25 protein-coding genes, 1 tRNA gene and 1 pseudogene are annotated in these 23777 nt (G+C 39.5%); 12 read left to right on the forward strand and 15 right to left on the reverse strand.

Features of this window, described 5'->3' with window-relative positions; translation table 11 throughout:
- Positions 1 to 147: 147 nt before the first annotated feature.
- Together ACZ5A8_RS10705 and ACZ5A8_RS10710 are read right to left on the reverse strand one after the other, a co-directional pair.
- Positions 148 to 540 carry a VOC family protein gene (locus tag ACZ5A8_RS10705; RefSeq protein WP_464533861.1) on the reverse strand — a complete coding sequence of 131 codons (393 nt, stop codon included), beginning with the start codon at positions 538 to 540 and terminating at the stop codon, positions 148 to 150.
- Positions 541 to 1056: 516 nt separating this feature from the next.
- Complete coding sequence (locus tag ACZ5A8_RS10710) at positions 1057 to 2166, reverse strand: hypothetical protein (RefSeq protein WP_464533862.1); 1110 nt, start codon at positions 2164 to 2166, stop codon at positions 1057 to 1059.
- Positions 2167 to 2378: 212 nt separating this feature from the next.
- Here ACZ5A8_RS10710 and ACZ5A8_RS10715 point away from each other — a divergent pair, with 212 nt between their 5' ends.
- Positions 2379 to 2510, forward strand: a complete 132-nt coding sequence (locus ACZ5A8_RS10715) for a CRISPR-associated endonuclease Cas1 (RefSeq protein WP_464533863.1) — start codon at positions 2379 to 2381, stop codon at positions 2508 to 2510.
- 208 nt (positions 2511 to 2718) lie between these two features.
- Here ACZ5A8_RS10715 and ACZ5A8_RS10720 read toward each other — a convergent pair.
- Positions 2719 to 2797: transfer RNA gene (locus tag ACZ5A8_RS10720), tRNA-Leu, on the reverse strand.
- A 290-nt stretch (positions 2798 to 3087) separates the two neighbouring features.
- Here ACZ5A8_RS10720 and ACZ5A8_RS10725 point away from each other — a divergent pair.
- Both ACZ5A8_RS10725 and ACZ5A8_RS10730 read left to right on the forward strand, forming a co-directional pair.
- On the forward strand, positions 3088 to 3240 hold the full coding sequence (locus ACZ5A8_RS10725; RefSeq protein ID WP_464533864.1) for a hypothetical protein: 153 nt from the start codon (positions 3088 to 3090) through the stop codon (positions 3238 to 3240).
- A 160-nt stretch (positions 3241 to 3400) separates the two neighbouring features.
- Positions 3401 to 3748, forward strand: coding sequence for a carboxymuconolactone decarboxylase family protein (locus ACZ5A8_RS10730; RefSeq protein ID WP_322225700.1), 348 nt, complete (start codon positions 3401 to 3403; stop codon positions 3746 to 3748).
- A 73-nt stretch (positions 3749 to 3821) separates the two neighbouring features.
- Here the strand turns inward: ACZ5A8_RS10730 and ACZ5A8_RS10735 are convergent, their stop codons facing one another.
- A complete protein-coding gene (locus ACZ5A8_RS10735) occupies positions 3822 to 4163 on the reverse strand; it encodes an ArsR/SmtB family transcription factor (RefSeq protein ID WP_464533866.1) in 342 nt (113 codons plus the stop codon).
- 422 nt (positions 4164 to 4585) lie between these two features.
- On the opposite strand from ACZ5A8_RS10735, the gene ACZ5A8_RS10740 reads away from it, so the two are divergent.
- The 4 genes from ACZ5A8_RS10740 (at position 4586) to ACZ5A8_RS10755 (ending at position 7248) form a co-directional block, all read left to right on the forward strand.
- The gene (locus ACZ5A8_RS10740) at positions 4586 to 5140 is read left to right on the forward strand and encodes a thioredoxin family protein (protein WP_464533868.1); all 555 of its coding nucleotides are present in this window, start codon (positions 4586 to 4588) and stop codon (positions 5138 to 5140) included.
- Positions 5141 to 5143: 3 nt separating this feature from the next.
- Positions 5144 to 5788, forward strand: coding sequence for a cytochrome c biogenesis CcdA family protein (locus ACZ5A8_RS10745; RefSeq protein ID WP_464533869.1), 645 nt, complete (start codon positions 5144 to 5146; stop codon positions 5786 to 5788).
- 245 nt (positions 5789 to 6033) lie between these two features.
- Positions 6034 to 6441 carry an ArsR/SmtB family transcription factor gene (locus ACZ5A8_RS10750; protein WP_464533871.1) on the forward strand — a complete coding sequence of 136 codons (408 nt, stop codon included), beginning with the start codon at positions 6034 to 6036 and terminating at the stop codon, positions 6439 to 6441.
- Between the two features lie 54 nt (positions 6442 to 6495).
- Complete coding sequence (locus ACZ5A8_RS10755) at positions 6496 to 7248, forward strand: arsenite methyltransferase (protein ID WP_464533872.1); 753 nt, start codon at positions 6496 to 6498, stop codon at positions 7246 to 7248.
- Positions 7249 to 7333: 85 nt separating this feature from the next.
- On the opposite strand, the gene arsA is transcribed toward ACZ5A8_RS10755, so the two are convergent.
- Both arsA and arsD read right to left on the reverse strand, forming a co-directional pair.
- A complete protein-coding gene (gene arsA, locus ACZ5A8_RS10760; RefSeq protein WP_464533873.1) occupies positions 7334 to 9088 on the reverse strand; it encodes an arsenical pump-driving ATPase in 1755 nt (584 codons plus the stop codon).
- Positions 9089 to 9124: 36 nt separating this feature from the next.
- A complete protein-coding gene (gene arsD, locus ACZ5A8_RS10765) occupies positions 9125 to 9475 on the reverse strand; it encodes an arsenite efflux transporter metallochaperone ArsD (RefSeq protein WP_464533875.1) in 351 nt (116 codons plus the stop codon).
- 766 nt (positions 9476 to 10241) lie between these two features.
- Between arsD and ACZ5A8_RS10770 the strand changes: the two genes are divergently transcribed.
- Positions 10242 to 10940 (forward strand): class I SAM-dependent methyltransferase, encoded by a 699-nt coding sequence (locus tag ACZ5A8_RS10770; RefSeq protein ID WP_464533876.1) that lies wholly within the window; start codon positions 10242 to 10244, stop codon positions 10938 to 10940.
- Positions 10941 to 11356: 416 nt separating this feature from the next.
- Positions 11357 to 12007: a hypothetical protein gene (locus ACZ5A8_RS10775; RefSeq protein ID WP_464533877.1), complete on the forward strand. Its 651-nt coding sequence runs from the start codon at positions 11357 to 11359 to the stop codon at positions 12005 to 12007.
- Positions 12008 to 12168: 161 nt separating this feature from the next.
- Here the strand turns inward: ACZ5A8_RS10775 and arsB are convergent, their stop codons facing one another.
- Entirely contained in the window at positions 12169 to 13221 is a 1053-nt protein-coding gene (gene arsB, locus ACZ5A8_RS10780) for an ACR3 family arsenite efflux transporter (RefSeq protein WP_464533879.1), read from the reverse strand.
- Positions 13214 to 14101 (reverse strand): universal stress protein, encoded by an 888-nt coding sequence (locus ACZ5A8_RS10785; protein WP_464533880.1) that lies wholly within the window; start codon positions 14099 to 14101, stop codon positions 13214 to 13216. The genes arsB and ACZ5A8_RS10785 overlap by 8 nt, the downstream gene beginning before the upstream one ends.
- A 552-nt stretch (positions 14102 to 14653) precedes the next feature.
- Here ACZ5A8_RS10785 and ACZ5A8_RS10790 point away from each other — a divergent pair.
- Positions 14654 to 15698: pseudogene (locus tag ACZ5A8_RS10790) on the forward strand (ISAzo13 family transposase).
- Between the two features lie 70 nt (positions 15699 to 15768).
- Here the strand turns inward: ACZ5A8_RS10790 and ACZ5A8_RS10795 are convergent.
- Both ACZ5A8_RS10795 and tnpA read right to left on the reverse strand, forming a co-directional pair.
- Positions 15769 to 16890, reverse strand: coding sequence for an RNA-guided endonuclease InsQ/TnpB family protein (locus ACZ5A8_RS10795; protein WP_464533881.1), 1122 nt, complete (start codon positions 16888 to 16890; stop codon positions 15769 to 15771).
- Positions 16891 to 17301: an IS200/IS605 family transposase gene (gene tnpA / locus ACZ5A8_RS10800; RefSeq protein ID WP_464533883.1), complete on the reverse strand. Its 411-nt coding sequence runs from the start codon at positions 17299 to 17301 to the stop codon at positions 16891 to 16893.
- Between the two features lie 445 nt (positions 17302 to 17746).
- On the opposite strand from tnpA, the gene ACZ5A8_RS10805 reads away from it, so the two are divergent.
- On the forward strand, positions 17747 to 18295 hold the full coding sequence (locus ACZ5A8_RS10805; RefSeq protein ID WP_464533884.1) for a tetrahydromethanopterin S-methyltransferase subunit A: 549 nt from the start codon (positions 17747 to 17749) through the stop codon (positions 18293 to 18295).
- Positions 18296 to 18432: 137 nt separating this feature from the next.
- Here ACZ5A8_RS10805 and ACZ5A8_RS10810 read toward each other — a convergent pair whose 3' ends face one another.
- Positions 18433 to 18753, reverse strand: a complete 321-nt coding sequence (locus ACZ5A8_RS10810; RefSeq protein ID WP_464533885.1) for a DUF6951 family protein — start codon at positions 18751 to 18753, stop codon at positions 18433 to 18435.
- Positions 18754 to 19018: 265 nt separating this feature from the next.
- On the opposite strand from ACZ5A8_RS10810, the gene ACZ5A8_RS10815 reads away from it, so the two are divergent.
- Positions 19019 to 19369, forward strand: coding sequence for a carboxymuconolactone decarboxylase family protein (locus ACZ5A8_RS10815; RefSeq protein ID WP_322225687.1), 351 nt, complete (start codon positions 19019 to 19021; stop codon positions 19367 to 19369).
- A gap of 130 nt (positions 19370 to 19499) precedes the next feature.
- On the opposite strand, the gene ACZ5A8_RS10820 is transcribed toward ACZ5A8_RS10815, so the two are convergent.
- The 4 genes from ACZ5A8_RS10820 to ACZ5A8_RS10835 form a co-directional block, all read right to left on the reverse strand.
- Positions 19500 to 19718, reverse strand: coding sequence for a disaggregatase related repeat-containing protein (locus ACZ5A8_RS10820; RefSeq protein ID WP_464533887.1), 219 nt, complete (start codon positions 19716 to 19718; stop codon positions 19500 to 19502).
- Between the two features lie 35 nt (positions 19719 to 19753).
- Positions 19754 to 21295, reverse strand: a complete 1542-nt coding sequence (locus tag ACZ5A8_RS10825) for a right-handed parallel beta-helix repeat-containing protein (protein ID WP_464533889.1) — start codon at positions 21293 to 21295, stop codon at positions 19754 to 19756.
- A 74-nt stretch (positions 21296 to 21369) separates the two neighbouring features.
- Positions 21370 to 23298 carry a hydantoinase/oxoprolinase N-terminal domain-containing protein gene (locus tag ACZ5A8_RS10830; protein WP_464533891.1) on the reverse strand — a complete coding sequence of 643 codons (1929 nt, stop codon included), beginning with the start codon at positions 23296 to 23298 and terminating at the stop codon, positions 21370 to 21372.
- Between the two features lie 80 nt (positions 23299 to 23378).
- Complete coding sequence (locus ACZ5A8_RS10835; RefSeq protein ID WP_464533892.1) at positions 23379 to 23693, reverse strand: DUF6951 family protein; 315 nt, start codon at positions 23691 to 23693, stop codon at positions 23379 to 23381.
- Positions 23694 to 23777: the final 84 nt, after the last annotated feature.

Below are 23777 nucleotides of genomic sequence, written 5' to 3' on the forward strand. Positions count from 1 at the left end.
TTCCAAAAAGAGGCAAGGGTTCACTTCATCCCCTACTTTAAGGGCTGGGTATTCGTACCTTTCTGCGCTCCCTTAGTAATAAAATAGCTTAACAGTTTAAAGTATAGCTTTTTTTATTGTTTTAAGCTTTCTGTCAACATCTCAGGCTTACCAGGGTTTGTGCCTCCATTCCCGCAATTCTATGGCCAGGCCATCAGGATCGGTAATCTCGGCACGGATGGATATGCCCAGATCTATCGGCCCCCAGGTAACGTAGACACCATGGTCACGCAAGTAGTTGATAGCGTCTTCCATCGATTCGATTTCCAGGGCCATCGCACGATAGCCCACGGTCATCGAGGAGGGCATCGGGGCGGAATTTTCCATATGCAGTAATTCGATGACGGTATCGCCCAGCTGCAGGTAGGCGATCTCTTTCAGCTGTCCGGCCTGCACTGGCGTCCGCGACACCAGCCGAAACTCCAGTACATCCTTGTAGAACGCCATCGATCTATCGAAATCACCTGGTAGAATCTCCACATGGTCAATACGTTTAAACATTGCTTATTCCTCCCTTTATTCTCCTAAAACTGGCGAATTGCCCCGGCAATGGGTATAGTCTAGCATCTTGGCCGGAAAGAATTGTTGATGAGTGTATTATAAAGTTACCTTACCAGTGTTTAGTGAAATCCAGTGTAATAATAGTTTCATTAAAATGAATCTCATAAACATTTACATATGTCCTGCAGAAGGTAAGGGAGTTAGCCCGTTACCTTTACTGGCAAAAAGGAAAACTGGACTTTGTTAAGCCTGAGTAGAGATTGAGAGAATTGATTACGATATAAGGCAAAAATTTTCAATATTTCTTATGTTGATTGGAAGGAATTAGAGTTCTCTAAAGGCACTTTGCATTATATGAAGTAGAATGCCAAGTCAGATAAGCCGTTTACTCTTATTCATTTTATGGAAAGGGTAAAAAAGGAGGCATTGGTTTAAAGAGTTAAATAAAAAATTCTCTTGAAAAAGAGAATTTCTTAAAATTAACTTTTCGAATTTTGTATTTAATCTAGAGTTCCCTTATTCTTTTCTTTCCTTTTGCTTCAAATTATGGACCGAGATTTCTGCTGAGCCAGGTCCTCCCCGGAAATCATATTTCGTATTACCTTTAACGAAACCGCAGATGAATCCCGTCTCTGGAGAATACTCGATAAATGACCTGTCTCCCTGGATAGCGCCGATAATTGTTGTTTCGTCGGAAACGGAGGTCAGAGTATACCGGCCTGCATTTTCATCTAAGACAGTTAGCAGCCGGACGTGTTCCGATGTATCTTCGGTAATCCCGTCACTATTCAAAAAGGTGGCGTATTCCCGGGTCACCGTTCTGTTAGTTTTCGCCCATTCAGCCCCGTCCTCTGTCAGGGGTGAGGATGAGACTTTGCCAGTAGTGTAGAGAACATAAGAAATGGTTATGTTATGCGTGTTCTGGCTTATATTGCCCGAAATGAAGTTGCCTTTTTCACAGAGCATAACAAGCTCGGCTGTACCGTCTTCAGAAGCCTTTTCAATGTATCCGGCAAAAGGTGTGGATGTTGTTTTCCCATGTGCGGTGATTCGGCCGGAAAACACGTTTCCTTCCTGGCTCTCTATAAGGTAAACGCTGTTCTGGGCAGTTGACCACGTCCCGATGAGATCGGGGACCGGCTTTCTGTCATCGGGAACTGTTGGTCCGTCACGAACTGCGAGAGCCGTCTGGACCGTGACAACCCCACCTGAACTGACGATCATTCTCGTTGAGAAAACATCATCTGACTCGATGATACCGCTTCGGAATAATCTAGTATTCCCGTCACTTCCATAGCTGAAGAAATGCTTACCGTGTTTATCGTCAATGGCGAAGAACAGAGGAGAACCGGAGAAGTCTTCCTCGACTGTAAACAGCCGGTCATGCTGAGTGACGGTGTAAACTTCTCCTGAGTTCTCTGCGGAAAATTCGCCGGACGCAGAATCGTAGGTGATACCTGACACTGTTGTAAAAACACCGTTGATATCATATGGTACCTGCTTTAACCCGGTATCTGTTGCCGGGGGTCCGGGACTGACATAACCCGCGGTGGCTGTTCCTGCAATTAGAAAAAGAATTGCCAGGGAAAGACTCAATGCAATTGATGTTCTGTAAAATGCTTTCATTTCTCATTCCTCCTTATTTTTTCAATACATTTTACAGGAATTTCATCATTTTAAATGTTAATATGTTCGAATACGGGGCTAAATTCGAAGTTTGCCATTCGATAGTATAACAAGCTTATTTTCTTCCTTAGTATCCTCTTTCTTATTGTAGGGTTCCAGACAATTAAAGAAAATAGTGTAGTCTGGATGCTCATGCAGGCTTTTTGCATGAAATGACACCAAGAAAAAACAGTTTAGCCTATGATTTTCAGGAGCCTTTCAGGTTCCTTGTTGATTTGATAGTTATCAGTTTGATTGAAAGCGGATCTATGGAAACTAAGGATTTCATAAGGACTGAGAATTAACCTCAGACTTAAACCTACAGGAGCCAATAAGATTGTTAATGAGTTCTCCAACATGCTGAATAAAAAAGTAAGTTACCAAGGAAAAGAAAGCTCCTAGGGTCAGTTATCTCTTGAAGTTTTGTTAGGGCAACTTTTGAAAAATACGGTTGTGCAAATTCCTTACACATGCGTCGCGTTTTTTAGAGATACCTATATCTCATTATTTTGATGCGGGAGAAGGGATTCGAAACCCTGAACGTCTGCACGAACAGATCTTGAGTCTGCCACCGTTGACCGCTTGGTTACTCTCTTATATTGCCAAATTATCTGGTTGGTCTAAATATTATCTAGTATTCCTGGTTATATCTTAAGTATATAGAGCCTTTGTCCAATATGTGTAGCCGTTGCACATTGATTTTAGAATTCGAGTGTATAGTTTTTAGGTTAATATATTAATCTCTTAATATATAATTAATGTCCAGTCAAATTGTTCTAGAATATATCAATTATTCTTGATACTCGTCCTCCAGATTTTTAAAACTTGGATCCCTATTTTAATTATAGTCTTTAAACATTCAATGGAACAGGGTGATTGAAAATGAAAAAAGAGAGTAACGCAGTACCGGAAGAAGAAGGTTCTGAAAATAATCCTGAAAATGAAGAGGAAGACTTACTGTATACACATAAGCCCGAAAACCCAGGAAGCAGTATGCAATGGAACTCTGCTTTTTGCAGGAAACCAGGACGTTAAATATAGCATGATACATGAAAAACCTTGTCGTTCAGACTAAAAGATTAAAAAATGATTAAAGTCTTCTTATTAAACTATAAACGTTATATATCCGTTTCAATTGAAACAATTTTTAACTATAATTATAAATTATACTTACTCTAAATTAGGGGATAGTGAGATGTCATTTTTGAACGAGATGTTACCTGAGACTGCGGAAGCTTTCGGACAGATGAGAAATTCCATTTTCAAAGATGGTTTTTTAGATCTCAAAACCAAAGAATTAATCTCTGTCGCTTCTTCGGTTCTGATGCGCTGTCAGTTCTGTGTTGATACACATTCTCAAAGAGCAGTTGCTGCCGGAGCTGCAAAAGAAGAGATAGCAGAAGCCATTGCGGTTGCAATGTTTATTGCTGCGGGTTCACAGATAGGGTGGACGAATATATATGGGGAAAACGTATACGACAAAATTTTTGAAACGGACAAAGACAAGAAAGAAGAGGACTGTTGCTGCTGCTGCGAGGACTGAGAGCCATAGGGTTATTTTTTACATTTTTACCTTCTTAACAGCAGATTAAATATATTTTACTTCGATTTTTGTTTTATATTTGCGATATAATATTCAAAACACCTGCAAACTCAGGGTTCAACCTGTAAAACCGCCATTTTGAGCTGCTGTAAGCTTCGACGATTCCAGAATTTTTCATGATAGTGAGATGGTGGGAAACCAGATTCTGTCTCTCGTTTAACTTGAATACCAGTTCACAGACACAGTGATCTCTTTGAGATAAAAAGTAAGCAATTTTCAATCTTATCGGATGCCCGAGAGCACTGAATATTTCACTGGCTTTTTTAATATCGTTGTCCAGAAAATCTATTTCCTGGAGCATTTTCTCTTCCCATTCTTTTTTTTTCTCGGAGTCCGCAGGGCAGCAATAGCTCATGAGTAAAAGAAGTCAAGCTTTCTAAATAAGAGTTTTCATATCAATTTTGCTTGATATCCGAAGTATTGTTATTTATATCGGATTCTTTTCCGACTTTTGAAGCCCTCATAATCCGATATCAAGATTTCTTGATATCCACCTTACAGCTTTTTATAAATGCAAGTCCTGAACTCCATGAAAAATAATGGATTGTCTATTGAATGGAACAGCACCTGAATACCTCTAATAATTGCACAATTTTTCAGCCATAATCGTATCTTATTGATGCTGATAAACTTTTTACAAATTTCCTGCATCTATCTGATACGGGCAAGATTTTTATATCATTTGAAATACTTGAGTATATCAACATATCTTGATTCCTACAATCCTTCTCTTATATTGTATAAAAACCAGAACCCGATGATTTTAGGAGAATTATCATGAAACGATTGCATAGAATACAAGGTAAAAAACGAGTTTCTTTTTCCATTTTAGCTATTTTTTGCTTTATTCTCTTCAGCTCAGGCTGTACGGATATTAATAATTCCGGCAATAACGCAGAGCCTGCTGAAGTTATAACAGATGTTAATAATTCAGGCGTTGAAGCAGGGCTTGTCGAGGTTACAGACCTGAGCCAGATTGATGAAGCCCTTGTAAAAGGGCCTGTTGTGCTGAAACTTGGATCTAAGGGCTGCATTCCCTGTCAAAAGCAGGAAGAGATTCTTTCTGAACTTTTTCCAACGTATCAGGATAAGGCTTCAATTATGCTTATTGATCTCAACGAGTACCCTCAGTTTGCAACAACATTCGGAGTAAGGTCTATCCCGGATACCTGTATAATTACAGGCATCGAGGACGGTAAATACATGTACATGCGGCCGGACGGAAGCAAAAGTGCGGAAAGGGCCAGTGCAAGGTTCCTGGGCGTTGTCGATAAAGAAACCCTTTCAGTGACTCTTGACAAAGCTCTCGAATCCAGAAATATAAAGGAGTAAGTTATGTTTTCAGATTTTCTTCCGGTTGCTGCTTTCTTTGCAGGGGTGGTCAGTGTACTCTCCCCCTGCATTATCCCCGTAATTCCTGCAGTTTTTGCTTATTCAACTGAAAGAGGAAAGTTCAGGCCTCTTGCAATAGTACTGGGGCTATCTATTTCCTTTACCAGCATGGGGATTATCACTTCTCTTTTCGGAGCAACACTTACCGCTTATCTTGATTTACTTTATATCTTTGCCGAAGTTCTTCTTATCACAATGGGCATTTCACTGCTCTTTGACCTCAATATTTTCAATGTCTTTGGAAATTTTTCTTCACTTGCAAATTCCAAAAAGGAGGGGCTTTTCGGGGGCTTTTTGCTTGGTCTTTCTCTGGGGATTGTCTGGCTTCCGTGTGTGGGTTCAGTACTTGGGTCTATCCTGACAATGGTCGCAGTTTCAGGTAAAGTTACGTATGGAGCGCTGATGCTCTTTATCTATTCCATTGGCTTTTCCATTCCAATGCTTTTTGTTGCTTACTCTGCAAACTTTTCTTCTACCAGGCTTCAGAGCGTTTCAAAATATGGTTTCCCATTGAAAAAAGCAGCTGGACTTATTGTTCTGGGAGTTGGCTTTTATATGGTTTACCAGAACCACTTCACAGGTTTCTGAGTCTTCCAGACTTTCCAGACACTTATTTTTTGAATCGTGGAGTGTAGTGAAGATAGTACTCCCAGTAAACTGATAATTTCTACATTAGACATGAAGTTGTTTTTAGCCTCATAAATAAACGACTTCATGATCTTCAATGCTTTTTTGATTACACCTTACTTGTAAAACAGGTTTCGAAAATAAGGAGATTCGGAACTATTGACCATTAACTATATATTGATATATGCGCATATAATCATAGAATTATGCTTGATAATAAGGTAAAGTTTTTTAAAGCCCTTGGAGATGAAACAAGACTTACTATCCTCTCTTATCTGCTGGAGCACAGTTACTGTGCCTGTGATTTTTCTTCCCTTACAAAAAAGGATCAGACTACAGTTTCAAAGCATTTGAAAGTTCTCGTTGAAGCTGGAATTTTAAAGTACGAAAAGCAGGGAAGAAACATCATTTACAGCATTAAAAACGAAGAGATCAACTGTTTGCTTTTATCTCTTGGGATCCGGGATATAAAACCCTGTTGCGATGGGCAGCAGGCTTCAGGAGTATGTTCTGTTTCAGAATTATGTCCTGTGTGTAAAACTGAAAACAGAATCAACAACACTATTAATGAGAGTACTGAAAACCAGGTTGGAAACAAAGTTAAAAATAACTGACAGTAAGCTCAAGATCTATAGAAAAATATCAACGATAAGGAATGGGATATAAAAATGGATGCGAATGAAAAAAAAGAAGTTATCAAAAAAAAGTATCAGGAAATTGCAATTTTAGGTGGCTCCTGCTGTTCTGGTAGCAGTTGCTGTGGAGGAGACTCGAGTCCGGTAGATCTTTCTAAGTCTCTTGGTTACTCTGAATCTGACGTTCAGTCCGTTCCGGATGCTAATATGGGGCTTGGCTGCGGCAATCCTACCGCTTTTGCAGAACTGAAACCCGGAGATATTGTTCTGGATCTGGGATCAGGCGGAGGTTTTGATTGCTTCCTTGCTGCAAAGAGAGTCGGAAGTTCAGGAAAAGTTATAGGAGTCGATATGACTCCTGAAATGGTTGAAAAAGCGCAGGCTAATGCCCAAAAATATGGTTATTTAAATGTTGAGTTCCGCCATGGAGACATCGAAGCTCTTCCCGTTGAAGACAGTTCTGTGGACGTCATTATCAGCAACTGTGTGATTAACCTGGCTCCGAATAAAGAAAAAGTTTTCAGAGAGGCATTCCGTGTCCTGAAACCAGAAGGCAGAATGTATATTTCGGATATGGTTCTCCTTGAGGATTTACCTGAAGAACTTAAAGATGACAGTGGCCTGCTTGCAGGTTGTATTGCGGGCGCCGTGTTAAAAGAGGAATATCTGAGACTTTTGAAAAAGGCAGGGTTTTCGGTTGAAATCCTGGCTGAAGATTTGGACATAAGTGGAAGGCAGTATGGAGGTCTTCCAGTCGAAAGCCTGAAATTAAAGGCATGGGTATAAAAAGAGTTCGTGAATAACTGTGAGAAAAGAAAGTAGGAGAAGTGATATTTTTAGTTCCTTACTTTCTTTTTCGAATTACAGGCGTTCATTGTATTAAATCCAATAGCTTTCCACCTTTTAGTTCACCTGCTCTCCATTCTATAACTGCAAAATTTCCATTAGAATGTTTGGCAACCCTGTTTATCCATTCAATCTCGTTACTGGCCTTCGCTCTGAGCAGTTTATTTGTTGTTTCGGTTGCATATAAACTGGCATTGATCACCCACCATTTGCTGTTGATCCCGGCACGTTTCAGGTCAGATTCAAGCCTCATTGCTTCGTACACAGGTGTAGTTTCTGCCAATGTAATGATCAGAACCTCGGTTTCGTCAGCATTTCTTAACCTGGGTAACAGGTTTTTAACTGGCTCTGGGATATCACTTTGCAAACGGCTGATTTCCCTATGATAACTCTGGGTTGAATCAAGAAGCAAAAGTGTGTGTCCTGTGGGTGCTGTATCAATAACAACAACCTCATTTTTAGCTTTCTCTACAATTCGGGCAAACGCTCTGAAAACAGCAATTTCCTGCGTACAGGGTGACCTTAAATCTTCTTCGACATAGGCAATGTCATCCTCACTCATCGTTTCCCTTGCTTTGGTGAGTACTTCTTCTTCGTATTTAGCAAGTTCCTTCTCTTCGTCAATCCTGCTTGTTGTTATATTGCTATTTTTTTCCATAACAAATTCAGTTTGCGCTGCAGGATCTGTTGTTGTAAGGTGAACTTTAGTACCTTTTCGTGCCATACCCAGCGCAATTGCTGTTGCGATAGTCGTTTTGCCAACGCCGCCTTTGCCCATGGTGAATATTACCTTTTTTCCAGAAGCACACAGGTCATCTATCACATCTTTAAGTTTAGGGACCTGTTTAAAATTGACCTCTTCGATGCTAATATTAACGTTATCCCTGTGTAAGAATGCCCTGATGTTATCTATGCCGATAATATTATAGGACCTGAGAGGAATCTCATATGTTACAAATTTTTTTAAAGACGAGGGTATATCCCGTAAAGCTTCCTGTTGTTTTTCAAAAAGGCTTTGAGACACGGTATCATCATAGCTTTGCAGCACACCGTTGATTATAAGTATCTGATTATTAACACCTAAATCCTGAAGCTCCTGTGAAGCCCTTTCAGCCTCTTTAAGAGGCTCTTCTTCCGGGCGGGAAACAAGAACAAGAGTGGTCATATCTCTATTAGACAGTATCTCTACGGCTTGCTTATAAATCTCTTTTCGACTTTCAAGCCCGGAAAGCTGTCCTAAGCAGGACGCTCCATGTGTACTTTCGCTTATGAAATTACTCCAGGCTGAGGGCAACTGCATCAACCGAAGAGTGTGACCAGTAGGGGCTGTATCAAAAATGATGTAGTCATATTCTTTCCCTGTCTTTTCATCAGTTATAAACGCTGAAAACTCATTAAAAGCAGCTATTTCAACAGAACACGACCCGGAAAGCTGCTCCTCCATATTTTGAATCACTACATCAGGCAGCTTTCCTCTATATGGTGCGACAATGTTTTCTTTATATTCCCGGGCAGCTTCTTCAGGGTCAATGTTGACTACAATTAAATTGGGTACGCCTTCTATAGAAACTCCTTTGCTGTTCAATTCGGTATTAAATACGTCTTGAAGATTTGAGGCAGGATCAGTACTGATCAGCAAAACCTTTTTCCCTTCATCCGCCAGAATCACAGCAGTAGCACAGGCAGTTGATGTTTTCCCAACGCCGCCTTTTCCTGTGAAAAACAAATATTTAGTAAGTTCTATATTTTCAGGATTAAATGTTTCAGACAATATACTCACCTCGCTGGCTTAAGGTTAACAACGGCCATCGCTACATCAGGAGTCCTGTGCCGCAGGCTTTTCTTTTGCTTTTAAATAATTTTCTGGTACGTCCAGAAATTTAATCAACTCATCATTTGTAGGATATTTCCTAGTCTTGACTACTTTACCGTCAACAATAGTAACGGGTAATGCATCAACCCCATCCCGGTTCAGTATTTCGTTTATAGTTTTGTTATCTACAAAAGCTTGAGGATTGTTAGAAAGGCTATATCTTTCAATCTTCACACCATTTTTCTCTAAATTATTGATCACTGTAGATATCCTTAAAAGATCCGGATCAATTACAGGGCCACACAAGCCCGTGGGACAACACATTGCAGGATCAAAAATAATCATTTTTACCATAGAAACATCTCCCCCTGTTCTGGTAGTCTCCCCTTTGTGGTATTATTTTCACTGATGTTCTTTTGGCTTGACTTTTCAGGTATTGGAATCGGTTACTGAAACCGCAAGCTAAAGAGCCCACGAAAGGTTTTTTTAAAAGTACAGATACGTCCGTTTTTTCTGATCTGGTCGATAACTTATCCCCACGACCACTTTTTATTCAGCTTATAAATCTCTTTTTTATACGGTTTTATATTTTATAATATTTTTGCTATAAATTTACATTAGGCAGATATTCTGTATTCTAAAACCGTTGTGCTGGCTCTATAGAAATCTTCTGAAACAATAGATCTTCTTTAATTTAAACTGAGTCAGTCGAATCTGTTTTATATGCCTATTTTTTGGCTTTTACATATTGTTTAGACGTTTATTTTTTCATAATTGAGTGTTCAAGATAGTCCTTCTAATTCTGATTGTGCAGCAACTTTTATATAGATTATTTCAAATATCTTTGAAACAACTATTGGAGTTAGGCACCTGATTACCATAATAGTCAATCAAATTCGCTGCCTGCAAACTATTTTCTAAAGAAACAATTAAAGGTAGCAGTTCAAGATTGATTTTTGGTTAGAAAAACATAAATAATTATGTACAAATGAGTGAAATTAACTCCCTTTACTCTCATATCAAGAAATTCATAAGCTCAGAAAATAGAAAATTTTGCCCAAATTAAAGTTCTGATTGTATGGAAAAATGTGATAAAAATAAGGCACAGAGGTACAAAAATATGTCGAAACCAAAATCGGTCTGGGAAGAATTTTTCGCAGATAAGAGAAGTGGCGGGCACAGGTTTTCATCTCATGAATTTCTCTCCAAAGAAGCCAGGGAAAAGCTATACCATCTTGATGGAGGCAAAACACTTCTTGACTTTGGTTGCGGAGCCGGAGAGCTCCTTGTTTATTATGCACCGGAATACGAAAAGCTTGTAGGGGTTGATTTTTCCGCATCAATGCTTGATGAAGCAGGTAAAAGGATCAGGAAAAGAAGACATGAAAATATTGATTTAATCCTTGCTGACGATAAAACCATCTGGGGGAAGCTTGATTCTTCCTTTGACCGGATAACTGCGGCTGGAGTGATCCAGTATCTAACATATGAAGAAGTTGACAGTTTTATTTACAACTCCTCAAAATACCTTAGTAAAGGAGGTAAAATAGTACTTTTTGATTTGCTGGACCCTCGTTTATATCCGTTATGGAAAATAGGTTTATTTTCACGGGATACTGGATGCTGGAAAATCTTGCGCAAAATAAGCTTCGAAACTTTTGCTATTTTAGTAGCAATTTTAAGAAATCGTCCAAAAGATATTCTTGGATATGCTCATAAACCCTTTATGATGGAAAGTATCGCAAATAAGCATGGTTTTAAGATGGAATATGTGCAGTCCATGTACTATGAATACAAATATCACGCAATAATATCGTGATCACAGCTTATATGGTTATGTGCGAATCTAAAAGCTGGAGAAGATACACGAGCCTGCGATAAGATCTCTGGAAAATTTTCGGTAATAGGGTCGAGCAGGATAAATCGATAACATTCCGGGTTGAAAACAACTGTACTTACAGTGTATATTTTAACAATTTAAACCCATTTGATCACTTTTTCATAAAAACTATGACCTGTGGATAACTGGCTCGTAAATTATTATATGAGATTTCCATATTATGCGAGATTTCCTTACATTTCTCTATATCCGTTAAATTTATGACCTTTATTTCAAGTAAAATTTAAACAGATAGTTTTATATATCATTTCAATTTTATTTGAAATAATAACAGTATCTATGCGTTGAAGAGCAAAATCAGGGTTGTTCCCAACAATCGGAATTGGAGAAAAGTAATGATTAGTAATAATTTTGTCTTTGGATTTTTGAATGGGAAAAGTATATTTCTATTTTTTATTTCGGAGATGTATAGAGTACTGCCTGGTTTAAAGAAAATCCAAAAATTACTTTTTAAAACTCTTTTTTATTTCTTCAAAATTTCAATCCTCACAAAAATAGCGCTTTACTTTATCCCTGAGTCCTTAATTGTACATTATCTTGGAGCCAATCCTTGCTGGTATAATTTTGGAACCTCTTCACTTGCCGGGTCAATAGTTCAAATACCCGGTTTATTATTACATCCCCTGGCCTGTACTTTAGTTAAGCAAGGCATAGCACATGCTGTTATTGAAGTTATTATAGCTGCTATGATAATGGTAGGAATTATCGCACTTTATTTTCAAAATAAATATTCTGGTCAAGAACTGGCAATAGAAGGGAATGCCTTAAGTTTGAGAGGAATCAGAGGCATGATCAGGACTCACCTTGCAATTAAACGAAATCAGAACGATACGAGATATTTTGTTAATATAGAGAACGGAATGCTTCCTGAATTCCTGAGAATGTCGGAGAGTTCAAGGTTCTGCTGGATAGATATGTACGGTGGAAACATGTACGGGTCTATTTCTTGGGATGAAATATCTGATGAATCGAAAAAGATGCCTTGAAAAAAGAGGAAGACGCTGCTATGGAAACTAGAGGAAACTGAGGCTATCAATTTGGACTCATCAATTAAGTTAGAGTTTTTTACTCTTCTCCTTCTTTTTTCACCTTCTACTTTCTCTTCCCTATTTTTTTCTTTATAACCTTTTTATATTCTTTTTTCCCGTCAGAACTTGAATTTTTCCCTGTTCCTTTCCATGATTTTCACAAGGGAAAGCATCACAGGCACTTCTACAAGCACTCCCACAACGGTTGCGAGAGCAGCCCCTGATTCCATCCCGAACAGGATAAGAGCTACTGCCACTGCCAGCTCAAAGAAATTACTGGCGCCGATAAAGGTTGAGGGCGCAGCCTCACTATAGGGAATTTTCAGGTATTTTGCTCCTGCATACCCGATCCCGAAGATCAGGTAAGTCTGCAGCACCAGAGGGATCGCGATCAGGAAGATATGCAGGGGATAATTTATGATGTTGCTTCCCTGGAATATAAAAATCAGGACCAGAGTTATCAGAAGTCCGGCAGGGGTAATCCACTGCGTTTTTCGGATCAGTACATTTTCAAACCAGGTAATGCCTTTTTTCCTTATTACCACCTGTCTTGTCAGCATAGCAAGGCCGAGAGGAATTGCTACATAGAAAAGGACAGAGACGAAGATTGTCATAAGAGGAACTGGAAAGTCAGTTGTGACCCCGAGAAGAAATTTTCCTAGCGGAGCAAAAAGGACCAGGATAATAAGGTCATTCACTGAGACCTGAATCAAAGCATAATTAATATTCGCTCTTGCAAGGTAGGTCCAGACAAGTACCATAGCCGTACAGGGGGCGAGCCCCAGCAGGATCATGCCTGCAATGTACTGCTCCTGGAGGTCAGCAGGGATCAAGGATTCAAAGAGCACGCTTACAAAAAACCATGCAACAAAAGCCATTGTAAAAGGCTTAATTGCCCAGTTTACGATAAGAGTTAGAAGAAGGGGATTTAAGTTTGCCTTAACTTTCAGGATTTCTTCAAAATTAATTTTAAGCATTATGGGATACATCATAATCAAAAGTACGACAGCTACAGGTATTGAGACGTTTGCAATCTCAATACCTCCAAGGGAGTCCGCAAAGCCGGGAAAAACATAACCTATTACAGTTCCAAAAACAATGCAGATTGCAACCCAGATGGAGAGGTATTTACTAAAGAAATCGAGCTCCCTTTCTTCATTCTCTTCAGGCATATTCTTCCCCTTCATTCCACTCTTTTCCCTCGAACTCTTTGCTTGCAGGGATGATCAGCATGGGCTTTGTGGTTTTCCGTAGTACGCTTTCTGCCGTGCTTCCGAGCAGTAGGTCGCTCAAAACCCCTTTCCCGCGGGCAGTCAACATAATTAGGGTGACATCTTCTATGCTGGCAAACTTCACAATCTCATTGGATGGGATGCCTTCAACGACGAGGCACTGGCTCTTTATGCCTGCAAGCCGCTCCTTTATTCTCCTGAGCTTTTCTTTTGCCTCTGCTCTCTGTTCATCCAGCAGGTCCATATCTTTTATGTCATCTATTACATGCAGGAGCAGGGCATCTTTTACTATCCCTTCAAACGCTTGAAGCTGTTCTACCGCTCTCATTGACTCTTTTGAAAAGTCAAGAGGTACAAGAACCCGCGAGAAAGTTGCCCGGCATACCTTCTCATAAACCTCTTTTCCTTCTTTCAGAGCATCATATTTTTCAACCAGCAGTATTTTCTTTGAACTGCGTGCTATGTATTCCGTGGTCCTTCCGAGGAGCTTTCCCTTTATGAATCCTTTAGTGGTAGCTCCCATTATTATTGCGTCAACGTCTTTCCTGTCTGCAATCTCCGAGATTGTCCTTTTTATATCTCCAACCACTACCAGGCTTTCGGTCTCAAGCTCAAGTTCCCTGGCAAAACTTGCATAATCCTCAATCCTTTCCTTTGCATTCCGTTCAAACATAGGGGCAAGCCCCTGGCTTTTATGAATATCCACCACATGCAGCAAAATAACTTTCTTCAAGCCGGCGTTTTTAAGTTCCCCTACGCAGCTTAGCAAATCCTCCATTTCTATAGTAAAATCCGTAGGAATAAGTACCGTATTTATCATTCGATATCCCCCATTTTTAAATTCCCTCCTCGAATTGAGATACGCGGCCTTAAGCGTTTCATTGATCTAATCCATTTTCCACAGTGTATACAATTATAGAGTTTTTATTTATATTTCTCCAATTATTTTCTTAAACAATGATAATTTTTAATTCATCACTCTATAAGAAAGATTGTTATTTTTTGCATGCCTGTAGAAGGTGGAAATTTGTTAGCTTAAGTTTATTGAGTGAATTTTCACTTTTAAGAGAAAATTCAGATATCTTCAGCCTATAATCATTTTAAAATCTGGTTATTTAGGAATAACAAATATATAATTTAAAGTATTTTTATTGTCATATAATATTGATTAAAATCTGTTAGAAATGACAAGGAATTTACTTTAATGCTGCACACAAAATATTCTGAAAAAATTGAAAAACAGATGAAAGCGTTTTATAACACTTTAAATGAGAAAGATCGAAGAAGATATGCAGCCATAGAAGCAATGAAATTAGGACATGGGGGACAAAACTACATAAGTAGTGTTCTAGGCTGTCATTTTCAAACTGTTATGGCTGGAATTAATGAAATCACTAATGGTATAGAAAAACCAGGTAACAGGATTCGAAAGTCTGGCGGAGGAAAAAAGAAAATCATCGATACATTTGAGAATATTGATGAAGTTTTCTTTGACATTCTAAAACATCATACGGCTGGAAGCCCTACGGATAAAGAAATAAAATGGACGAATCTGAGTCTCAAGGGCATTTCAAAGGCTTTTGAAGCAAAAGGCATGAACATAAGTCCACATGTAGTAAAGCAGCTCTTAAAGAAACATGGTTTTGTAAAGAGAAAAATGCAAAAATCTGTCACTATGAAAGACTGTAAAGGCAGAAATGAGCAGTTTGAGAAGATTAACAAGCTCAAAGAAGAGTACGTAAAAAGCGAGAATCCGATAATCAGTATAGACGTAAAAAAAAGAAGTCATCGGTAATTTCTACCGTGACGGTAAAATCTACTGTACCCAGACAGTAAAGGTATATGACCACGATTTCAATACATTTTCAGATGGTTTTGTAATTCCACATGGTATTTATGACCTGAAACGTAACGAAGGATACATCACTTTAGGAACCAGTAAAGATACAAGTGAGTTTTGTTGTGACTGCATTAAATACTGGTGGGAAAAATACGGTAAGGAAAACTATCCTAAGGCAAATAGCATTTTAACCTTAGCAGATGGTGGTGGAAGCAACTCAAGCAGGCATTATATTTTCAAGGAAGATCTGCAAAAGCTGGTAAATGAAATTGGGATTGAAATCAGAATGGCTCACTATCCACCATATACTTCGAAATACAATCCAATAGAACACAGGTTATTCTGTCATGTTACAAGTGCCTGCAAAGGTACTGTTTTCAGCACTATTGATGTTGTTAAAAGCCTTGTTGATAGGACGTATACATGCACAGGATTGAATGTGTTTTCAACCATCAAAAATAAAGTTTATGCTACGGGAAGAAAAGTAAGTGAAAACTTTAAGGAAAAAATGAAAATTGTCTTTGATGATTATTTGGGAAAATGGAATTATACAGCTATTCCAGAAGTTAAAACTTGAAGTTATTTTTCAATCATTCCTTAAATATATACTTTCGATTTCAAGAATATTTGATTTGTGACTACTCCCATCACTGAAGTGACGGGCATCTATCGGGTATCCGAAGAGATTGTAATCCCAATCTCAAAATGTTAATAGCGGCATTATGATCTCGATCCAGAACAAGACCACAGAAAGGACAGTTATGCGTTCTTTCTGATAGTTCTTTTTTGACTATTTCACCGCATCCAGAACACATTTGGGATGTATTACATGGATTGACAAGCTCTACACGTTTACCAGCCCACTCTGCCTTGTAAGACGTGATGGTTACAAGCTTATTCCATGCAACATCAGCTATGTGTTTTGCTAGTTTGTGGTTTTTAATCATTCCTTTGATGTTCAGATCTTCAAAAGTAATCAAATCGTAAGTTCTGACAAGATCAAGACTTACTTTTTGCACAAAATCCTCTCTTTTGTTTGCGATTCTCTCATGCGCAAGTTGAACAAATTTCAAAGCTTTTGCTCTTCCAGGCGTTCCTTTTTCAAGTTTTGAAAGTTTTCGCTGGACTTTTGCAAGAAACTTTTCTTCTGCAACAAAGAATCGAGGATTTGGTATATAATTACCATCAGAAAGCGTTAAGAAACTCTTGATACCTACGTCTACACCTACTGATAACCCTGTCTTCTGCAATTCCAAAGGAGTATCAGTTTCAACAAGTAAGGAAACAAACCATTTTCCGGTAGGCATCTTACGAACATTGAGTCTTTTAATTTCCCCTTCCACTGGTCTGTGTAACTTGATCTTAATGTCCCCTATTTTTGAAAGAGATAATTTGTCAGAATCCAGAGAAAAACCTGATTGCGTATAAGTGAAGCTGTCATACCTTCCATATCCCCTGAATCGTGGATAACCTGCCTTTTCCCCGGTTTTAACTCTTCTGAAAAAGGCTTGGAAAGCAAGGTCTACTCTCTTGACTACTTCTTGTAATACCTGTGAGTGAATACTTTTCAATGTAGGTCTTTCTTTCTTCCATTCTGGAATCATTTTCTTAGAATCATAATAGCTTATGTTTTTTTGTTCTGATTCCCATGCATTTTTCCTGAGTGCAAGTGTTTCGTTATATGTCCACCTGCAAAGCTCAAGAGTGTTACTCATAGTTGTTTTTTGAGCCTTTGTCGGGTAGATTCTATATCGAAGCACTTTCAACATTCATTTCACCGCTAGAGTTTCAATATACATTTTTACAGTTTCTTTTGTAGTATCACCGCAAGTTCCAACATAATATGAAGGATTCCAGAGATGACCATTCCATAATCTGTTCCTTATTTCAGGATGTATTTCAAAGAGTTTCTTTGCGGTAATACCCTTAAATATTTTCACAATATCAGCAGGTGCAAACTTTGGATGCATGATGATGAAAAGATGCACATGATCCGGCATTACTTCTTGAGTGACAAGAGTTACACCTTTTTCTTTTGCTATCTTTTCGTGAAGCTCTTTCAAATCATCAGCTATTTTTCCTGTAAGAACTTTTCTTCTGTATTTTGTAGACCATACGAAATGGTAATTTGTGTTATATACACAGCCTCTTGCATTTATCCAATATTCTTTTCCTGCCATATTAGTAGATACATATGGTAACCATGTGTATATTAATTTAACGCTATTATGTTGGGAAGTTGACGGGCTGTATCCCACTATTGAAATGGCGGGGATTAGCCCTCACTTGCTCCTAAATCCTCTTTCATTCCTTTCCCGTAAGTAGAACTCATTTCAAAACTGCTCCTGTAGTTTTTCCCGGTAAACAAAGAATGGTTTTCATCATTTTTTACACATCAATTTTTCATATCAATTATCTTTGATATCAGGCTCATTGTTTTAAGATGTATTTTCCCAAACATTCTTACGGTTTTTTCGAGAAATCCGATGGTTGAAAGAAATTCAACTTTATCAGGTTAAATAGAAATTATATCTCAGTTGATAGCTCATTAAAAAAATTGAAAATTATCAAAAATGAACTAAAAACCATTTAACATGAGAAATTACTCAGAACAGGAGCTTTTACATGGTATGGCCTATAACTTCCGGTGATTATATAGTAGGAGATCCAGAATCTCCCGTGGCAGTAGTAACCCTTGCTTCTGACTATCAAAGCCTGAACCTGAAAAACTACGCCATCTGCGGGACCTGTTTTACGGAAAATTTCGGGATTGAGAAGGTGATAGTTAACGTGCTTTCGAACCCCCGCATCAGCTGCCTGATTGTCTGCGGGAAAGAAAGTGACCATTTTGCCGGGCAGTCCCTTCTGGCACTTGTCGAAAACGGCGTCTCGGCTTTCGGAGGGTCAAGAAAAATTGTCGGGTCCGAAGGAGTGATCCCTTACCTTGACGAAATCCCGGCAACCACAATCTCCCGCTTCCTCCGGGAAATTGAAGTCATCGACCTTGTAGGGACAACCGATCCCGCAGTCATCCAGCAGGCGATCGATTCCTGCAATGGAAAAGAAAGAAGTGAAGCCCCGGAACTTTCCATGCCCGAAATTGATGAACACAGCTGGAAGAAATATGAATCTGAAGTAAAGAAGAATGTAATGTCCAAAATAAAAAAAGGATAAGAATTCAAAGTTCAGAAGGAAGTTTTCCTAAATAAGGTTTTTCGCTTAATCGCAAAGGAAATTCCTCCTCCCCTTTAAGGAAATTTGCCTCCTGAAATACATATTGAAGAATGAAAAAGGAGGCAAATTTTTCTTTTTTAAACTTCACCAAACTCTATACTGATACTGCTTGCCTTTTTTACCAGGGATTTTGCAAGGAAGCCGCTTTCCATTCTGCAGAGGTTGAGTACTGCACAGGGTACAAGGCAATTTGATGAGCATTGCGCTTCCTGTGCTCTATCGATAACATAGTTGTTTTTGATATCGAGAATTTCCATCATGGGAACTTCCATGTGGGAAAATTTCTTTATCTTTTCACATGGGGTTTCTATGTCAACAATTATTTTGTTTCCTTTTTTGCTTCCACGTATTTTGTGAACGAAACCACATATAGTAGAATTTACAGTAAATTCGGTCAAGATGTCACCTTCATTTTTTATTCTCACTGTTTTTTCAGTTATTTTTCAGTCTGAATCATTTTGTAATTCTTTTTTATACTTCTTATTTTTCTATTTATATATTATACTACAGATCGATTTATGCCTTTTTTATAAGAATAAGCCTTGTTAAAATGATATTTTATGTGAAGAGTTATATCAAGCCTCTGAAGGGTATCAAATTTCATTGATATTTGACTTCGTGTATTTTATAAATCCAAACCATTGAACTAATCGGAGGAATAAAATGCCATTTATGAACGAAATACTTCCTGATACTGCGGAAGCATTTGGAAAATTGAGAGATTCTATCTTTGAGGGCGGAGAACTTGACCGCAAGACCAAGGAACTTATAGCCATTGCCTCTTCGGTCCTTATGCGCTGCCAGTTCTGTGTTGATGTACACTCCCAGAGAGCCGTTGCTCAGGGGGCAAGCAAAAAGGAAATTGCAGAAGCAATTGCTGTCGCCATGTTCATAGCTGGAGGTTCTCAGCTCGGCTGGACAAACGTGTATGGTGAAAACGTTTATGACATTGTCTTTGGTGAGAAAAAGCCAGAGGAGCCGGAAAAAGAAAAAGGGTGCTGCTGCGGAAACTGAAGAGAGGCTGAAAATCTGGCTCCAACGTGATGAGAGTATCTAAGGATTTTTCTTTGTTACTTTCCTTCTGTTCCTTTTTTAGCCATATCTCAGTTGAAGTTTTGTCACTAAATCTGTGTTCCAGACATCGTTACTGTAGAATGTAATATAATTGTTGCGAATGTAATATAATTGTTGCTTTCACTACGGCTTTGATCAGGAGACCCTTATTTTCGTATTTTCCGCTGACATACTCTTTTATGAGGTTAGTTACATCCAGCTCATAGTATATGTTGTCAGGAAGAGCATTGCCTTTAATGATGATTGTAGCACAGGGAGTGCTGCCCTGGAAGAACGTCATTTTTATCATACCAGTCCTCTCCTTATCAGGTATTGTCTCAGAGGTTATCCTGAAAGGGACGCATGGATAGTGTTTCCATACCTCCCTATGTTTATCCGGTTCCCGTTATCTTCCGGCTCATTCGAGTAATCAGAGGAAACAGATCCTGCATCAATGCATGGAGAACTCGTATTATCCTTTACCCATGAAGTCCCATTCCAGCGACCAACTGTTGATTTAAGATGGTAATCATGTGAACCTAAGTCTGCAAAGAGGGGAGCTACATAGATGTCAGTTGTTGAGTTTGCATTTTTATAATTTCCACCCACATTATTGTACAGACAGTTATTTTCCAGCACAAAGCTATGTGTTTTAGGAAGATAATTGATCACTGCGAATCCTGTCCCTTCCGGGTTTTCTGTGCGTTTCTGGGTGTTTACAATTATGTTGTTGCGGATAGTGGTTGTATATCCTGTACTCTGAGGTGAAAGATCTACAGGATCACTTGTGTCTGTAGAAACTGAAGGGTACATACTAAGAATAGCTGCATGATATATGCCATCAAATACGTTATTCTCAATGAGAGTATCATAAAACCCGCTGGTTACAATGCCTCCTACCCAGTCAATATTCGGGTTCATACCTGTGCTATAAAATATATTATGGTGAATATGGACGTTCTGCGCCTCTTTTCCTGGATAAGATTCTCCATAACCTATCAGCCAGATCCCAGGGCCATATGTGTTATGGATAGTATTATTGTATACCTCCACATCGTTCACGATACCTGTTGATTTCTCGATAAGTATCCCCGGGCCGCCTGCACTCCAGTGAGAAAAGGAGTCGATTACATTGTCATGGAATTTTACATAGTTCGAGTTCCATACCCTAAGACCGCTATTTGTCCTGCAGGTTATTGTGTTGTTCCAAGCTTCTATCTTCTGCGAGTTAATTGCGTAAAGACCGTCATGCCCTAATTTGTACACTTTGTTATTGTAAAGTTGAATATTGGATCCTTTTTCTACTTTCAGCCCGTCCCCATGCCCATCATGCAGATACATGTCATGAATCTGTATGTTCTTGGCATGAAGAAAAGAGATCATATTGTAGTATCCATCCCCTTTCTTTTTGTCCTGGTTATGGTCATGGTTTCCATTAATTTCAAATTCTTTTATAGTAACTCCATGGATTCCGGTGCTATCAACCTGAGTTATCAGTGGCTTCCCACTTTGCCAACCTGCTTTATCTTTGAGTTTAATTACGGCTGTAGAATCACCCTGAAATACTGTATTGCTTCCGATCAAAATACTGTCAGAGATAACGTATGTGTTTGGGCCCTTTAAATAAACGGTTGAATAGTGCCGGTTTTTTGCAACATACGCAAGAGCCTGATTTATCTCTACCTGATCGTCACGCCCATCACAGGTGAAGTTTCCACTCCCATCGCCAGCTACATATACAGTCTTATTTAACGGTATAAGGGAATAGTCGGACTGTACAGCATAAAGAATGAATACTCCCAGTGCGATCAGGAAAACAAGAACTACAATGGAAACTCCTATTTTTTTCCTATTTTGCCGTAAGTACCTAAGATGTTTTTCATTCATTTTACCTCTTACCTTTTAATTACAAACTTCAGTTTTGAGAGTCTCTTGAGAGTGACTTTTCTCTTATTCATCTTTCACGCGTGTAATTCTCTCATTCCAACTCCCATAACCAGCAGGTTTGTTTCCATAGGAGGATGGTTCCAGCCGTCAGGAGAAATGGTTTTTTTCTCAATAGAGATCTCAACCTGCTTTCCGCTAAGGCCGCAATCTCTCATATAATCAGTAACGAGCTCTTTTCCGAGTTCTATTGCTGCGTTAAGGGCTTCTGCATATGTATCAAACCTCAGCCTGCTGCCAGGTACAAAGACCAGAAAATCCTTGTCCGGCGATATGAGGCTTGCGGGTCTTATCAAAATTTCCACTCTTTTGATGCCTTTTCCAACAAGGGCCCCTACTGCATTTCCAACTTCGGCGTGTTCGGGAACGATAATATCAGCATCTATAAACTCTTCGAGTTCTTTCCTGTGTGCTCTCACAGGGCCTCCAAGCAGGACAACAGGTACTTCCAGCTTGAATTTTGCAGGATAATTTCCATCCAGGATTTTCTCAACGGCTGTGTACGGCACTCCTTGAAGGATATATGAGAGGAGATGAAGTGTCATATTCCTTGCAACCCTCCTTTTTACGGCGGTGCAGAACTCATGTGATGTCATGCGCATAAGTCTTGCAAGCCTTTCGGCTCCTATTCGGGATGCTTCTTCATTCCAGGCTGTGTATTCCCCGAGCACATGCAGGGCATCGGTTGGCGTAAAGCCAATTGCCTGAACAAGACGTTTTTTAATAAGGGAATCCAGGGTTTGAGGGTGAAGGTCCTTTCTGATAAGGGCTTTAATCTCATATACTGAAACTGGCTCCTCTCCTATTGCATCCAGCACTTCGGATTCAGCTTTGCTCAGTTCGCCTGCAGTGTATCCTGACCTGACGAAAAACTTTGTGGGCTGAATATTCTCACCCAGGTCTTCTCTGGCAGGCATGGGCGTCCTTTTGAGGTTATTCAGGAAATCCGGATATTTTACTGCAGCAACTGACAGGGGTATAACTCTTCGTGGTCCCAGAAATAACTCCCTGCCTACACTCCAGATATGACTATCCCCACCTGTGGCCGTAGTTTCCATCCTGATCACCCGGACTCTTGTCTGCCAGCCGCCCACTACTGCTCCTTCATTGCTCAGATCAGGGACACCCTTGCAAATAGAGGAGATATCCGTACTCGTCCCACCTACGTCAATTACGGCACAGGTTTCAAGTCCCGAGAGATAGGAAGCACCTACAAGGCTTGCTGCAGGTCCCGAAAAGATAGTTTCTATGGGCTTTTTCAGGGCATCTCTTATTCCAACCACAGAGCCATCACATTTGAGCATCAGCAACTGTGAGTTAATCCCACGCTCTTTGATCTCCTTGATTATGGCCTGTATAAATTGTCCTGTTATGGGGATCAGCTGGGCATTAAGAAAAGCTGTAACTGCCCTTTCATAAGCCCCCAGCTCCTGGGAAAGCTCGTGTCCGCAAACAGCAGGAAGACCTGTTAGTTCAAGGATTCGGTCCTTTACTTTCAGTTCATGTTCAGGATTCCTTGTGCTGAAATAAGAAGATATGGCAAAAGCTGAGACTTTATCCTTTATACGAAGGGCAAAGTTTTCAACAACCTCCAGGTCAAGAGGGGACACCTCTTCTCCATTGTGGTCATGCCCACCCCTGACAATGATCATATGAGAAGTGGGAAGTTCCTTTTCAAGAGGGTGATCCCCTATGAGGATCAGAGCTACGGGAAACCCTGTCCCTTCGAGTATGGTGTTTGTGGAAAGGGTTGTTGAAACCGAAACTAGCTTTATGTTTTTTAAATATTCCGGGTTCAGGCTGTCTATTACTTTTTTTATACCGGGGAGGAGGTCAGGGTAGGTGGTAAGCGCTTTGTTTGAGTCGACAATAACTCCATCCGTATCCCTTATAAGCACTGCATCGGTGTATGTGCCTCCCGCATCAATTCCAAGGCTGTATTGCATGCTGAGAACTCTCCTTTTTTTGCATAATAGGCAATAAAAAATAAGTAAATAAAAGATAAAGCCCTTAAAACCTTAATTTTTTAATCAAATACTATGCTGAGGCTGCCTGCCCTTTTTGCCAGAGATTTTGCAAGGAAACCACTTTCCAGCCTGCAGAGGTTGAGCACTGCGCAGGGAACAAGGCAGTTTGAGCAGCATTTAGCTTCCTGTGCCCTATCCATAACATAGTTGTCTTTGATGTCCATTATTTCCTTAATGGGGACTTCCATGTGAGAAAACTTCTCTATCTTCTCACAGGGAGTTTCTATATCAACGATGATTTTGTTTCCCTGTTTGCTTCCGCGAATTTTGTGGACAAAATCGCAGATCGTGGAGTTAACTGTAACTTCAGACATTTAGCTATCTTCTGGCTCATTGAGTTCTTCTCATTATATCGGTTTAAGGGCTTTTATTTTTTTACCAACAATTCGTATATTCAC

This window comes from Methanosarcina subterranea (assembly GCF_055385895.1).

What these genes read in the sequence shown, in the direction of transcription:
- ACZ5A8_RS10805 (WP_464533884.1), top strand. Translation starts at nt 17,747, where the DNA reads ATGGTATGGCCTATAACTTCCGGTGATTATATAGTAGGAGATCCAGAA.
- ACZ5A8_RS10830 (WP_464533891.1), bottom strand. Translation starts at nt 23,298, where the DNA reads ATGCAATACAGCCTTGGAATTGATGCGGGAGGCACATACACCGATGCA.
- arsD (WP_464533875.1), bottom strand. Translation starts at nt 9,475, where the DNA reads ATGGTAAAAATGATTATTTTTGATCCTGCAATGTGTTGTCCCACGGGC.
- ACZ5A8_RS10825 (WP_464533889.1), bottom strand. Translation starts at nt 21,295, where the DNA reads ATGAATGAAAAACATCTTAGGTACTTACGGCAAAATAGGAAAAAAATA.
- ACZ5A8_RS10740 (WP_464533868.1), top strand. Translation starts at nt 4,586, where the DNA reads ATGAAACGATTGCATAGAATACAAGGTAAAAAACGAGTTTCTTTTTCC.
- ACZ5A8_RS10820 (WP_464533887.1), bottom strand. Translation starts at nt 19,718, where the DNA reads ATGATAAAAATGACGTTCTTCCAGGGCAGCACTCCCTGTGCTACAATC.
- ACZ5A8_RS10710 (WP_464533862.1), bottom strand. Translation starts at nt 2,166, where the DNA reads ATGAAAGCATTTTACAGAACATCAATTGCATTGAGTCTTTCCCTGGCA.
- ACZ5A8_RS10750 (WP_464533871.1), top strand. Translation starts at nt 6,034, where the DNA reads ATGCTTGATAATAAGGTAAAGTTTTTTAAAGCCCTTGGAGATGAAACA.
- ACZ5A8_RS10715 (WP_464533863.1), top strand. Translation starts at nt 2,379, where the DNA reads ATGACACCAAGAAAAAACAGTTTAGCCTATGATTTTCAGGAGCCTTTC.
- tnpA (WP_464533883.1), bottom strand. Translation starts at nt 17,301, where the DNA reads ATGGCAGGAAAAGAATATTGGATAAATGCAAGAGGCTGTGTATATAAC.
- ACZ5A8_RS10785 (WP_464533880.1), bottom strand. Translation starts at nt 14,101, where the DNA reads ATGATAAATACGGTACTTATTCCTACGGATTTTACTATAGAAATGGAG.
- ACZ5A8_RS10795 (WP_464533881.1), bottom strand. Translation starts at nt 16,890, where the DNA reads ATGTTGAAAGTGCTTCGATATAGAATCTACCCGACAAAGGCTCAAAAA.
- ACZ5A8_RS10745 (WP_464533869.1), top strand. Translation starts at nt 5,144, where the DNA reads ATGTTTTCAGATTTTCTTCCGGTTGCTGCTTTCTTTGCAGGGGTGGTC.
- arsB (WP_464533879.1), bottom strand. Translation starts at nt 13,221, where the DNA reads ATGCCTGAAGAGAATGAAGAAAGGGAGCTCGATTTCTTTAGTAAATAC.
- ACZ5A8_RS10730 (WP_322225700.1), top strand. Translation starts at nt 3,401, where the DNA reads ATGTCATTTTTGAACGAGATGTTACCTGAGACTGCGGAAGCTTTCGGA.
- ACZ5A8_RS10705 (WP_464533861.1), bottom strand. Translation starts at nt 540, where the DNA reads ATGTTTAAACGTATTGACCATGTGGAGATTCTACCAGGTGATTTCGAT.
- ACZ5A8_RS10735 (WP_464533866.1), bottom strand. Translation starts at nt 4,163, where the DNA reads ATGAGCTATTGCTGCCCTGCGGACTCCGAGAAAAAAAAAGAATGGGAA.
- ACZ5A8_RS10725 (WP_464533864.1), top strand. Translation starts at nt 3,088, where the DNA reads ATGAAAAAAGAGAGTAACGCAGTACCGGAAGAAGAAGGTTCTGAAAAT.
- ACZ5A8_RS10770 (WP_464533876.1), top strand. Translation starts at nt 10,242, where the DNA reads ATGTCGAAACCAAAATCGGTCTGGGAAGAATTTTTCGCAGATAAGAGA.
- ACZ5A8_RS10775 (WP_464533877.1), top strand. Translation starts at nt 11,357, where the DNA reads ATGATTAGTAATAATTTTGTCTTTGGATTTTTGAATGGGAAAAGTATA.
- ACZ5A8_RS10755 (WP_464533872.1), top strand. Translation starts at nt 6,496, where the DNA reads ATGGATGCGAATGAAAAAAAAGAAGTTATCAAAAAAAAGTATCAGGAA.
- ACZ5A8_RS10815 (WP_322225687.1), top strand. Translation starts at nt 19,019, where the DNA reads ATGCCATTTATGAACGAAATACTTCCTGATACTGCGGAAGCATTTGGA.
- ACZ5A8_RS10835 (WP_464533892.1), bottom strand. Translation starts at nt 23,693, where the DNA reads ATGTCTGAAGTTACAGTTAACTCCACGATCTGCGATTTTGTCCACAAA.